Here is a 14956-nt window from a genome sequence, read left to right as displayed (position 1 = left end):
TGGTGGGGGTTGGGTAGTCGAAGACGAGGGTGGCGGGGAGTCGGAGTCCGGTGGCGGTGTTGAGTCGGTTGCGCAGTTCGACGGAGGTGAGGGAGTCGAAGCCGTGTTCTTTGAAGGGTCGGTCGGGGGTGATGGTGTCGGTGGTGGTGTGCCCCAGGACAGCGGCGGCGTTGCCGGTGATGAGGTCGAGGAGGGTCTGGTGTTGCTCGCTGCTGGGCCGGGTGGCGAGCCGGTCGGCGAGAGTAGCGCCGGTGTCGGAGCTGCTGGTGGTGGCGCGGCGTCGGGTTGGGGTGACGAGGGCCCGGAACAGTGGCGGGACGGGGGTGCCGTTGTCGCGGGGGGTGCTCAGGTGCAGGGTGATGGGGACCTGGTGGTGGTGTGGGAGTTGGATGGCCTGGTCGAACAGGGCGAGGCCGTGGTCGTTGGACAGGGTGCTGCCGATGCGGGTCTTGTCACGGCCGTCGAGGTGGCCGGTCATGGTTGAGGCTTCGGCCCACAGGCCCCAGGCCAGTGACAGGCCGGGCAGGCCGAGGCTCCGGCGGTAGGACATGAGGCCGTCGAGGAACGCGTTGGCGGCGGCGTAGTTGGCCTGTCCTGCGGACCCGAACGTTGCCGATGCTGAGGAGAACACCACGAACCAGGCCAGGTCCATGTGTTTCGTCAGCTCATGCAGGTGTACCGCAGCATCCACCTTCGGACGCAACACGCCGTCGAGGCGGTCGGGGGTCAACGAAGCGAACACCCCGTCGTCCAGAACCCCGGCACAGTGCACGACACCGGACAACGTCCGGCCAGCGATGACGGCAGCCAGGGCGTCGCGGTTCGCGGCGTCGCAGGCGACGACCTCGGCGTGAGCACCGAGCTCAGCCAGGCGGTCGACAAGTTCTGCTGCGCCGGGCGCGTCCATGCCCTGCCGGCTGGTCAACACCAGATCGCGGATGCCATAGGTGCGCACGAGGTGTTCGGCGAACAGGCCGCCGAGCAGGCCGGTGCCACCGGTGATCAGCACCGTGCCCTGCGGCGTGGTCGGGATGATGAAGGCGTTCTTGCCGATGTGTCGGGCCTGGCCCATGTACCGGAACGCGGCGGCGGCGTCGCGCAGGTCCCAGGCGGTGACCGGCGGCACCTGCAACACCCCGGCGTCGAACAGGGCCAGGACCTCGGTCAGCATCGCCCCGACCCGATCCAACCCCGCCTCAGCCAGGTCGAACGCGCGATACGACACACCGTCGTGCGCGGCCGCGACCACGGCGGGGTCGCGTTTGTCGGTCTTGCCCATCTCGGAGAACCTGCCGCCAGGGCCGAGGAGCCGCAGCGACGCGTCGATGTACTGCCCAGCGAGGGAGTTGAGGACCACGTCCACACCCCGACCCTGCGTAGCGGTCCGGAACGTCGCTTCGAAGTCCAGGTCCCGCGATGAGGCGATGTGCGCGTCGTCCAGGCCGAGGCTGCGTAGTGCGTCCCACTTCGCCGGTGACGCGGTGCCGTACACCTCGACACCCCAGTGCCGGGCCAGTTGCACCGCGGCCATGCCGACGCCGCCGGCTGCGGCGTGGACCAAGAGGCGTTCGCCGGGTTGGACGCTGGTGAGGTCGCGCAGGGCGTAGTAGGCGGTCAGGAACACCACCGGGACCGACGCCGCCTGCGGGAACGTCCACCCCTGCGGCATTGGCGCCACGACCCGGCGGTCGGTGACCGCCAGCGGGCCGAACGCGCCGGAGAACAGGCCGAACACCCGGTCACCCACGGTCAGGTCCGTCACCCCGGGTCCGACCTCGACGACGACACCGGCTGCTTCGGAACCGATCACCTGCTGGTCGGGGACCATGCCCAACGCGATCGCCACGTCCCGGAAGTTGATCCCGGCCGCGCGGACCGCAACCCGCACCTGACCCGCTGCCAGTGGTGCTGCCGCTTCCTCGGCGGGGACGAACCCGACGCTGTGCAACGTGCCGCCACCGACCACCTCAACCCGATGCGGCACCGCGTCATCCTGCGGGGTGAGCAGGGTGGTTGCCGGCAGCGCCCGCACCAGCCGCAACGCCGACACGGCACCGTTACGGACCGCCAGCTGCGGCTCGTCCAGACCGATCGTGTCCAGCAGCACCGCCAGGGAGGTGTCGCTGCCGTCGGTGTCGAGCAGCACGATGCGGTCCGGGTTCTCCGACTGCGCCGACCGCAGCAGCCCCCACACCGCCGCACCAACCAGATCTGTCACCGGGCCGTCGACGGCGACCGCGCCACGGGTGAGGACCACCAGACGGTCCCCTGCCGGCCGCACCTGCGCCAGCCACTCCTGCACGAGCGACAGCACCCGGTGCACGCCCGCACGGACCCGCACGTCGGCACCCGCCACACCAGCATCGGCGTCGGTCACGGGCAGGATGACGACACCCACGGCGTCGCCCACCGTCTCTACGGCGGTGACGCCGAGCCGATCGGCGAACTCGGCGTCGCCGAGCACGACCGCGGCCGGCTGGGTGACTGAAGCCTTGACGGCGACAGCGGTCCACTGCGTGTGGAACAGCGAGTCCTGCAGTGCCGGGCCAGTCGCTACCTGTGCCCGTGACACTGGCAGCAGCGTCAGGCTGTCGATGCTCGCGACGGGAGCGCCGGTGCTGTCAGCGACGTCGACGGTCACGGCGTCGGTGCCCGCGGCCGCGATCCGGACCCGTAGGGCTGCCGCGCCGATGGCGTGCAGGTTGATGCCGGTCCAGGCGAACGGCAGCCGCACCTCACCAGGGGCAACGAAGTCGCCAAGGCTCACGGCGTGCAGGGCGGCGTCCAGCAGCGCCGGGTGCAGGCCGAACCCGGCCGCAGTCGCCGACTCCGGCAGCACCACCTCGGCATACACGTCATCAGCGACCCGCCAGGCACGACGCAGACCCTGGAAGACTGGCCCGTATCCATACCCAGCGTCCTCGCCACGCTCGTAGAACCCGTCCAGGTCGACCGGATCGGCGCCCGGCGGGGGCCACGCGACCAGGTCGAAGGTGGGGTTCGCAGCTTCGGCGGCGATGAGACCGGTGGCGTGATGCGTCCAGGAGTCTTCGCTGCGGGACGAGATCCGGACCGGCCGATCACCGGTCTCATCCAGCGCCCCGACCCGAACCTGCAGGGTCACGCTGCCGGTGTCGGGGATGACCAGGGGTGCTTCGATCGTCAGCTCCCGCACCGCACCTGCGTGCAGCGCGAGTTCGACGAACGCCGTCCCGGGCAGCAGCACCCGGTCCAGGACCCGATGGTCAGCCAGCCACGGATGCGTGCTCAGCGATACGCGGCCGGTGAACACCGTGCCATCACCATCAGCCAGCTGCACCCCAGCACCCAGCAGTGCCTCGCCCGCACTTGACGGCCAGAACCGCTGCCGCTGGAACGGGTACGTCGGCAGGTCCACGACTCCTGTGGTCTCGCCGAGCACCCGCGGCCAGTCGACCTCAATGCCGCCCGCCCACAGTTCGCCGGCGGAGCGCAGCATCCGATCCCAGCCACCCTCATCGCGGCGCAGGGTCCCGACCACCACGTTGGCGCGTTCACCCACCCCACCGGTCAACACCGGATGCGGGCTCACCTCAACGAACGCGGTGTGCCCGTCGGCGACCAGCGATGCGATGACGTCATCGAACCGGACCGGGTGACGCAGGTTGTCGAACCAGTACCGGGCGTCCAACGTGGTGCCGTCGATCAGTTCGCCCGTCACCGTCGAGTAGAACGGCAACCGGCACTGTTGCGCGGTCAACCCATCCAGAGCTGCGAGCAGCGGCTCCCGGATCGCCTCCACATGCACCGAATGGGAGGCGTAGTCGACGGGGACTCGCTTCGCCCACACACCCCGCTCGGCGCACGCTGCGGCGACCGCGTCCAAGCCTGCGTTGTCGCCGGACACCACGATCAGCCGCGGGCCGTTGACTGCGGCGACACTCACACCGTCGGGCAGTTCACCCAGTTCGTCCACCGGGGCGCCGACGACGAGCATGCCGCCGGTGCCGGCCAGGTCCCGCAGCAGCCGCGACCGTGCCGACACCACCAACGCACCATCAGCCAGGCTCAACGCACCAGCGACGACCGCTGCCGCGATCTCGCCCTGCGAGTGCCCGACCACCCCCGCGACCTGGACCCCGAAGGATTCCCACACCGCTGCGAGGGACACCATCACGGCCCACAGCACCGGCTGGACGACGTCGACCTGCTCCAGCCACTCCTGATCTCCGCCGGTCAACACCTCGACCAGCGGGAAGTCCAGCACCGCGTCGCACTCCCGCAACCGGGCCGCGAACACCGGCGAACTCTCCAACAGGTTCACCGCCATGCCCGGCCACTGACCGCCCTGGCCCGGGAAGACCAGCACCACACCAGTCGAACCCGCCGCCGCGTTCACCGGCTCGACCGTCTCCAGACCGGCGATGAAACCGGCCGCGTCCTCGGCCACAACCACGGCGCGGTGCTCCAGCGCGGCGCGGGTCGTCGCGAGGGCACGAGCCACCGCTGCCACATCGACGTCGGTGGCGGCGAAGTCTGCGAGCTGGGCTGCCTGCGCCCGCAACGCCGCCGGGGACCTGCCGGAGATCAGCCACGGCACCGGACCCGCCACAGCTGACGGCTCCACCACGGGCGACGGTTCGGGTTCCTCGACGATGACGTGTGCGTTCGTGCCGCTCATCCCGAACGACGACACCCCCGCACGCCGCGGGCGGTCGCTACGGGGCCAGGACCGGGCCTCCGTCAGCAGTTCCACCGCACCCGAGGACCAGTCCACGTGCGGCGACGGCGCGTCCACGTGCAGGGTTTGCGGCAGTACCTCCTGCTGCATCGCCATGACCATCTTGATCACACCAGCGACACCTGCTGCCGCCTGGGTGTGACCGATGTTCGACTTGACCGAGCCCAGCCACAATGGACTGTCCGCCGGGCGGCCCTGACCATAGGTGGCCAGCAGCGCCTCGGCCTCGATCGGGTCGCCGAGCCTCGTGCCGGTGCCATGCGCCTCGACAGCATCGACATCGGCCGGGTTGAGGCCGGCGATCGCGAGAGCCTGCCGGATGACTCGCTGCTGCGACGGACCGTTCGGGGCCGTCAGACCATTGGACGCACCATCCTGGTTGACCGCGGAACCGCGGACCACGGCCAGGACCTGGTGGCCGTTGCGGCGGGCATCCGACAGCCTTTCCACGAGGAGGAGCCCGACACCTTCGCCCCAGCCGGTGCCGTCAGCGGCGGCCGCGAACGCCTTGCAACGACCGTCGGCGGCAAGGCCACGCTGACGGGAGAACTCGGTGAAGATCCCGGGCGTCGACATGACCGCCACGCCGCCGGCCACCGCCAGGGAGCATTCCCCGGCCCGCAGCGACTGCACCGCCAGGTGCAGCGCTACCAGCGACGACGAACACGCCGTGTCGACGCTGACGGCCGGGCCTTCCAACCCGAACGCGTACGCGATCCGACCCGAAATCACACTCGCGGCGCTGCCCGTTGCCAGGTACCCCTCGGTGTCCATCGAGCCGTTGGCGAGCAGTGCAAGGTAGTCGTGGACATTCGTGCCGACGAACACACCGGTCCGGCTGCCGGCCAGGGCGTGGGGGTCCAGGCCGGCCCGTTCGAACGCTTCCCATGTCGTCTCCAGCAGCAGTCGCTGCTGCGGGTCCATGGCGAGGGCCTCCCGTGGCGAGATGCCGAAGAAGGCCGCGTCGAACGCGTCGGCGTCGTGCAGGAACCCACCCTGGGCCGTGGTCGACGTGCCGGGGTTGTCCGGGTCGGGGTTGTAGAGGGCGTCGACGTTCCAGCCCCGGTTCGTCGGGAACGACGACACACCATCGGCGCCATCACGGACGAGACGCCACAGGTCTTCGGGGCTGTCGACGCCACCCGCGTACCGGCAGCTCATCCCGACAATCGCGATCGGCTCATCAACCAGCCGCCCCACCACCGGCTCCAGCTCAACGGAGCTCGCCTCGCCCAACAGCGCACCACGCAGATGCTCAGCCAGCGCAAGCGGGGTCGGGTAGTCAAAGACCATCCCGACCGGCAACGTCAACCCCGTCACCGCGGCCAACCGGTTCCGCAACTCCACCGCAGTCAACGAATCGAAACCCAACGCCTTGAACGGCTTGCCCGGCTCCACCGCCGCAACGTCGGCATGACCCAGCACCGCGGCCACCTCCGACCGCACCAACGCCAACACCACCTGACGCTGCTGCGAACCCGGAACCTCCAGCAACCGGCGCCGCAACACCCCATCCACGCCGACGGCCTCGACAGCCGGCGCCACAACACCAGGCAGCAGATCGAACAACCGGCTCGCACGACCCGCGGTGAACACCTCACAGAACCGGGACCAGTCCACATCCGCGACAACCGCCGCGCCCACGTTGTGCTCCACGGCCGCCGCAAGCGCCCTCACAGCAAGCGCCGGCGGCATCGGCACCAGACCACGACGCCGCAGATACGACTCCGCACCCGCGTCCACCAGCATCCCGGCCTCAGCCCACGGACCCCACGCCAACGCCGTACCCACCTCACCACGCGCCCGGCGCTGCTGCACCAACGCGTCCAGGAACGCATTCGCAGCCGCATACGCACCCTGACCACCGCTACCCCACACACCGGCAATCGACGAGAACACCACAAACAGATCCAGCTCAACACCAGCCAACAACCGGTCCAGATGCGCCGCACCGGCAACCTTCCCCCGCAGCACACCTGCGAGGCGATCCAAGTCCAGGTCCGCGATCTCGACCGCGTCGTCCACCCCCGCCGCGTGCACCACACCCGACAACGGCAGATCCGCCGGCACCGCGGCGAGCAACTCCGCGACCGCGTCACCATCAGCCACATCACACGCCACGACATCGACCCGGGCACCGAGGGCGACGAGCTCCGACACCAGCGCATCCACGCCAGGCGTGTCCAGACCACGCCGACCGGCAAGCACGAGACTCGGCGCACCAAGCCCCGCCAGCCAGCGGGCGACGTGACCGCCCAGACCGCCGGTGCCACCCGTCACCAGGATCGTTCCCCGCGGCCGCCACACCCGACGAGCCGACACATCGAACGCCGGGGCGGTCACAAGCCTGCGCGCGAACACACCAGACCGGCGCACCGCAACCTGATCCTCGCCGGCCTGAGCAAGAACGCCAGCCAGGCCCGCGTCGACTCGATCCGCCAGGTCGATCAGGCCGCCCCAACGGTGTGGCTGCTCCAGGGCGACCACACGACCCAGACCCCAAAGCTGCGCCGCAGCCACAGCCGAGACCCGCTCGCTCGCATCCACGGCGACCGCGCCCCGCGTCACGCCCCACACCTTCGCCGACGACCCCAGATCAGCCAGCGCCTGAACCAGCACCACCGTCGCCGACACCGCCAACGGCATCACCGGCTCCAGATCAGAACCGCACACCACCAGCACACCCGACAGCTCACCCAACGCACCCAACCGGGCAGCGAACGCAGCACGGTCCAGATCGGCGTCGGTCAGCGGCAGCTCCACCGGCTCGGCACCCGCCGACCGCAACGCCTCCACCACATCCCCGGCACCATCGCCCGGTGCCGCTGCGACCACCCAGGTGCCGGTCAGCGTCGCGGCGGGCAGATCGGCGACGTGCTTCCAGGCAACGTCGTACCGCCAGTCGTGCACAACCGACTCGGCCCGCTGCCGACGCCGCCACGCAGACAGCGCAGGCAGCAACGACGTCAGCTCTCCGGCCGTGGAGACGCCGAGGGTTGCCGCGATCGTGTCGGCATCCTCCCGCTCGACCGCCGCCCAGAAGCCGTCCTCGACCGGATCGGCCGACGGCGCGGGCGCATGCTGCAGCCAGTACCGCTCCCGCTGGAACGCATACGTCGGCAGGCCCACAATGCGGCCCTGGGGCAGGATCGCGGTCCAATCGACGGCGGCGCCGTTGACGTGCAGGGTGCTCAGTGCGTGCAGGAGGGTGGTGGGTTCGTCGCGGTCCTTGCGCAGCGCTGCGGTGAGCACCGGCTCGCCGGTCAGGCACTGCTGCGCCATGGCGGTGAGCACTCCGGACGGCCCGACCTCCAGGAACCGGGTGACGCCGTTGGATTCCAGCCACGCGACGCCGTCGGCGAACCGGACCGCTTCGCGCACGTGCCGGACCCAGTAGTCGGCGGAGTGCACCTCGACCGGCTGCCCGGTCAGGTTGGAGATGATGGGAATGCGCGGCGGGGCATAGGTGAGGCCGGCGGCGACCGCCCGGAACTCCTCCAGCATCGGCTCCATCAACGGCGAGTGGAACGCGTGCGACACCGTCAGCCGCGACGTCTTACGGTCCTTGAAGAGCTGGTCGATCACCTCAGCGTCACCGGACACCACGATCGACGTCGGGCCGTTGACGGCGGCGATGTCCACCCGACCCGCAAACGGCTCCAACGCGGAAAGCACCTCGGCCTCGGTCGCCTGCACCGCCAGCATCGCCCCACCGGCCGGCAACGCCTGCATCAACCGGCCCCGCGCCGCGACCAACGCCACCGCGTCATCCAGCGACAGCACGTCCGCGACATGCGCGGCGGCGAGCTCACCGATCGAGTGACCCAACAGGAAGTCGGGGCGGACCCCGAAGGATTCCAGCAAGCGGAACAGCGCCACCTCGACCGCGAACAGTGCAGCCTGCGTGTAGACGGTCTGGTTCACATCGGCGTCGCGCAGGGGCTGGTCCAGCAGGGTGTCGAACCGGGCGCAGACCGCGTCGTAGGCGTCGGCGAAGACCGGGAACCGCTCATACAAGCCGGCGCCCATATCGGAACGCTGCGCACCCTGACCGGTGAACAGGAACGCGGTGCGGCCCGGCGTGACCGAACCGGTGACCAGCTGCGACCCGCTGCCACCGGCGGCGAGGGCTTCGAGGGCTGCGGTGAGGCTGTCGCGGTCGCTGCTCAGGACCACCGCCCGGTGTTCCAGCCCGGCTCGTGTGGTCACCAACGACCACGCAACATCATGCAGGCCTGTGTCCGGGTCGGCCAGCAACTGCTCCCGCAACCGGCCCGCCTGGGCGTGCAGCGCCGCCGTCGACCGGGCCGCCACCACCACCGGCAGCACACCACCATCGGTCCGTGGCGCACCATCCACCTCCGGCTCCGCGACCGCCGGCGCCTGCTCGATGATGGTGTGTGCGTTGGTGCCGCTGATCCCGAACGACGACACCGCCGCACGACGCGGCCGACCCGTCTCCGGCCATGCCTGCGACTCCGTCAACAGTTCGACCGCACCCGAAGACCAGTCCACGTGCGGCGACGGCGCGTCGACGTGCAGCGTCTGCGGCAACGTCCCGTGCCGCATCGCCATGACCATCTTGATCACACCAGCCACACCAGACGCAGCCTGCGTGTGCCCGATGTTCGACTTCAACGACCCCAACCACAATGACCGACCCGACTCCCGGGCCCGCCCATACGCCACGTGCAGCGCGTGCGCCTCGATCGGATCGCCGAGCCTCGTCCCCGTACCGTGTCCCTCGACCACGTCAACGTCATCCGCCACCAACCGCGCATTGGCAAGCGCCTGACGGATCACCCGCTCCTGCGACGGACCGTTCGGCGCCGTCAACCCGTTCGACGCACCGTCCTGGTTCACCGCGCTGCCCCGCACCACCGCCAGGACCTCATGGCCGTTGCGTTGTGCATCGGAGAGTCGTTCCACCAACAGGACCGCGACGCCTTCTGACCAGCCCGTGCCGTCCGCACCAGCCGCGAACGACTTACACCTGCCGTCACCAGCCAGACCACCCTGCCGGGCGAACTCCCCGAACACGGCCGGGCTGGGCATCACCGTCACACCACCAGCCACCGCAAGGCTGCACTCACCAGCCCGCAACGCCTGCGACGCCAGATGCAACGCCACCAGCGACGACGAACACGCCGTGTCCACCGTCACCGCCGGGCCCTCCAACCCCAGCGCATACGCCACCCGACCCGAAATCACACTGTTCGCGGTGCCGGTCAGCAGATAGCCGTCGCCCTCACCGGTCCCGCCGAGGCCGTACCCGGACGTCGACGCACCGACGAACACACCCGTGCGGGTTCCGCGCAGCGACAGCGGATCCAGCGACGCCCGCTCCACCACCTCCCACGCAGCCTCAAGCAACAACCGCTGCTGCGGATCCATCGCCACAGCCTCACGCGGACTGATCCCAAACAGATCAGCGTCGAACCCGGCCGCGTCCGCGACGAACCCACCAACCCGCGCGAAATCCCCACCCGCAACGTCCCAGCCACGGTCAGTCGGGAACCCACCCATCGCATCGACGCCACCGTCGACGAGACGCCACAACTCCTCCGGCGAGGACACCCCACCCGGCAGCCGGCAGCTCATCCCGACGATCGCGATCGGCTCCGCGTCGGTGCCCAGCAGTTCCGGGGTGAGGTCCTGCCGGTCGTCGGCGGCGTCGGCGCACAGTTCGCTGTGCAGGTAGTTGGCCACGGCGAGGGGGGTCGGGTGGTCGAACACCAGGCCGACCGGCAGCACCAGACCCGTCGCCGCGTTGAGCAGGTTCCGCAGCTCCACCGCGGTCAGCGAATCAAACCCGAGAGCCTTGAACGGCCGCTGCTCCTCAATACTGCCCGCAGAGGCGTAGCCGAGGGTCGTGGCGACACCGCCACGGACGAGGTCCGACAGCATGCGATGACGTTCCGCCGTGGAAGCCGCGGCAAGACGCGCACGCAGGTCCCCGCCCGCGGCCTCACCTACAGGCGCGTCGGTCGGGGCCAGATCCTCCAGCAGCGGACTCGGCCGGCCCGCCGTGAACGTCGCGGTGAACCGGTCCCAGTCCACGTCGGCGACCGTCACGCACGTCTCGTCACCATCCACGGCCTGTCCGAGGGCGAGCAGCGCCAGGCGGGCCGGCATCGGCCGCAGCCCATGCCGCAGCAACACCTCGCCCACCCCGTCGCCGGCGGCCATCCCCGCACCGGCCCACGGACCCCACGACACCGACGTCGCCGACACACCCCGAGCCCGCCGCCGCCACGCGAGAGCGTCCAACGCAGCGTTCGCCGCGCCATACGCCGACTGCCGGCCACTACCCCACACACCGGCAATCGACGAGAACAAGATGAACGCCTCAAGCGGCGCATCCGTGAGCAGCGCATCCAGATGCACCGCACCGTCGACCTTGGCGGCGAGAACGTCCGCCACCCGCTCCGGCGTCGCATCCTCGATCGCAAACACCGGATCCACGCCAGCCGCATGCACGACACCGCACACCGGCCGGTCCACCGCAACAGTCGCCAGCGCGGCAGCCAGCGAGTCACGGTCAGCAACGTCGCACGCAACGACGGTGACGTGTGTGCCCACCGCGGACAGCTCATCCCGCAGCTCGACAGCACCAGGAGCATCAAGACCCCGGCGGCTCAGCAACAGCAGGCCAGGTGCGCCCCGGGCCGCGAGCCACCGGGCGACCTCAGCACCCAGACCACCGGTGCCGCCCGTCACCACGACCGTGCCGCTCGGCCGCCACGACCGCACCGCCGCCGGCAGCTGCGCGGCACGCCGCAGCCGACGCGCAAACACCCCCGACGACCGCACCGACACCTGATCCTCAGCACCACCCAGCGCAGCGGTCAGACCCGCGAGCGCACCGGCGTCCCACACCGCGGGGCCGTCGACCAGACCACCCCAGCGCTGCGGATACTCCAGGGCGGCGACCCGGCCGAAGCCCCACACCAGCGCATGCCCGACACCCTCAACCGCATCCCGGGTAAGAGTCCACAGAGGCGCGTCGACACCGGCATCGCCGAGCGCCTGCACCACCACAACCGTCGCGTCCAACGCCGCCTCGGACGGCGCCAGCCACAACACCCCAGCCAAACCAGGGGTTTCGGTAACCGTCTCCCGAAGCCGGGCCGCCAAAGCCAACCGATCGCCGGAAACGTCAAGACGCACCACACGATCCGCGGCCGCCTCAACCGCCGCGAGGGCCTCCAGACCCCAACCATCCGAGGAAGACGCCAACGCAAGCCACGTCCCCGACACACCACCAGCCGGAGCCGACGGACGCCACTCCACGGCGTACCGCCACGGCAGCACCGCACTTTCGCTCGGCACGCTGACGGCCGTTGCGTGCAGCCAGTACCGCTCCCGCTGGAACGCATATGTCGGCAGGTCGACCCGGCGGCCACCCCAGTCGGCGTACACCTTCACCCAGTCGACATCGACCCCGACAACATGCAGCTGCGCAACGGCGCGCAGGACCGACGCGACCTCATCCCGGTCACGACGCAATCCCGGCAGCGCAACCACGCCGCCCTGCCCAGCGACACAATCCTGCACCATCGCGGTCAGCACGCCAGACGGCCCAACCTCCAGGAACCGGGTCACCCCACTCCCGGCCAGCCAACTAACCCCATCAGCAAACCTGACCGCCTCACGCACATGCCGCACCCAGTAATCCGCGGAGTACGCCTCCACGAGCTCACCGGTCAGGTTCGACACGATCGGAATCTGCGGCGGCGCATACGACAGACCGGCAGCGACCGCCCGGAACTCCTCCAGCATCGGCTCCATCAGCGGCGAATGGAACGCGTGCGAAACCTTCAGCCGCGACGTCTTACGGTCCTTGAACAGCCCGTCGATCACCGCGGCCTCACCAGAGATCACGACCGACGTCGGACCGTTGATCGCCGCGATGTCCACCCTGCTGGCGAACGGCTCCAAAGCCGCCCGGACCTCGGCTTCCGTAGCCTGGACGGCCAGCATCGCTCCACCGGCCGGCAGCGCCTGCATCAGCCGGCCACGGGCGGCGACCAGGCGCACCGCATCATCCAGGGACAGCACCCCCGCAACGTGCGCGGCGGCCAGCTCACCGATCGAGTGACCCAGCAGGAAGTCCGGCCGGATCCCGAACGACTCGATCAGCCGGAACAGCGCCACCTCGATCGCGAACAACGACGCCTGCGTGTACACCGTCTGGTTGACGTCCGCGTCGCGCAGCGGCACATCCAGCAGGGCATCGAACCGGGCGCAGACGTCGTCGTACACCTCCGCGAAGACCGGGAACTGGGCATGCAACTGCCGACCCATACCCGAACGCTGAGCACCCTGACCCGTGAACAGCAACGCCAACCGCCCCGGCACCGCAGTGCCGAGCACCACATCCGCCGAACCCGACCCACGCTCGACCGCAGCAAGCGACTCCCCAGCACCGGCGGCGTCCGCGGCGAACACCACAGCACGGTGCTCAAGCACCGCCCGGCTGGACGCCAACGAGTACCCGACGTCAACAACCCCAGGAGCGGAACTGCGCTCAAGCGCGGCCCGCAAGCGGCCCGCCTGACCGGCCAACGCACCGGCCGTCTTCGCGGACAGCAACCACGGCACGGAAGCCGGCGCGGTCACCAGGGGCCGCGTCGCGGGTTCGGTGTCCGGCTCGACCGGCTCGTCCTCGGCGAGGTCGTCCGCGTCGGTGGACGAGGGCGCTTCCTCAATGATGATGTGGGCGTTGGTGCCGCTGACCCCGAACGACGACACGCCCGCACGCCGGGCGACGTCGTCGCGACGCCAGGGGCGGGCCTCGGTGAGCAGACTGACGGCACCGGCCGACCAGTCGACGTGCGGGGACGGCGCGTCGACGTGCAGGCTCTGCGGCATCACGTCGTGCTGCAACGCCATGACCATCTTGATGACACCGGCGACACCAGCGGCGGCCTGGCTGTGACCGATGTTCGACTTCACCGACCCGAGCCACAGTGGACGATCGTCGGCGCGGCCCTGCCCGTACGTCGCCAGCAGCGCCTGCGCCTCGATCGGGTCACCCAACCGGGTACCCGTGCCATGCGCCTCAACGACATCCACATCGGACGGAGCAAGACGGGCACTGGCAAGCGCCTGCAGAATCACCCGCTCCTGCGACGGACCGTTGGGCGCCGTAAGACCATTCGAGGCACCGTCCTGATTCACCGCACTGCCCCGCACGACCGCGAGGATCTGGTGACCGTTGCGTCGGGCGTCGGAGAGGCGCTCGACGAGCAGGACGCCGACGCCCTCGGACCAGTTGGTGCCATCGGCGGCGGCGGAGAACGGCTTGCAGCGCCCGTCGGCGGCGAGGCCACCCTGGCGGGAGAACTCCGCGAAGATGCCCGGCCCGGTGATGACGGTGACGCCGCCGGCGAGTGCCATCGAGCACTCGCCCTGCCGGAGTGCCTGGCAGGCGAGGTGCAGCGCGACGAGTGAGGAGGAGCAGGCGGTGTCGATGGTGACGGCGGGGCCTTCCAGTCCGAGCACGTAGGCGACCCGGCCCGACACGACGCTGGCGGCGTTACCGGTGAGCAGGTGCCCGTCGGCGCCCTCCGGCAGGTCGGTGACACCGAGCCCGTAGCCGCTGGTCGACGCGCCGATGAAGACGCCGACCTGGTTGCCGCGCAGCGAATGCGGGTCGACGCCGGCCCGTTCGACGGCCTCCCAGCACGACTCCAGCAGCAGCCGCTGCTGCGGGTCCATGGTGAGCGCCTCGCGGGGCGAGATCCCGAAGAGGTTGGCGTCGAACTCGCCGGCGTTGTAGACGAAGCCGCCCTCGCGCGCGTACGGCCCGTCGGTGGTCGTGACGTCCCAGCCACGGTCCGCGGGGAAGTGACCGATGCCGTCGCCGCCGCGGGCCACGAGCTGCCACAGGTCGTCCGGCGACGCGACCGCGCCCGGATACCGGCAGCTCATCCCGACGATGGCGATGGGCTCCCGCTCGCGGGCCTCCGCCAGCCGCAGACGGCGTCGTGCGTGCCGGAGATCGGCCGTTACCCGCTTGAGGTATTCGAGGTACCTTTGTTCATCTGCCACTCGAGGTCACCCCTGCTCAGGCTGGCGAAAAGGCCCGCGTCAATGTGTGGGCAGCATCAGTCGCAGCATCTTCCGCACGCGTGAGGAAATGAGAGGGGATGCGGAAGATGCTGCTGCGGGCAGCCTATGGCCGGGTGCGGCAGGGTCGACACCCCTAAAACTGACCCCAGCCAGGGCCGG

Annotated in this window: 1 protein-coding gene (running past one end of the window); it reads right to left on the bottom strand. The window is 70.1% G+C overall.

The annotated features are described in order from the left end of the window. The coding region annotated (locus ACFPIJ_RS00495; RefSeq protein WP_380112507.1) for a type I polyketide synthase crosses the window boundary (this coding region is incomplete at its 3' end): on the bottom strand, window positions 1-14776 show 14776 of its 37631 nt. Its footprint begins 22855 nt before the window's first position. Window positions 14777-14956 lie beyond the last annotated feature (180 nt).

It is taken from the genome of Dactylosporangium cerinum (assembly GCF_042653625.1).
GTDB classification, from domain to species: domain Bacteria; phylum Actinomycetota; class Actinomycetes; order Mycobacteriales; family Micromonosporaceae; genus Dactylosporangium; species Dactylosporangium cerinum.
The sequence above is the reverse complement of the archived record's forward strand: the minus strand, read 5'-3'. Positions and strand labels throughout refer to the sequence as shown.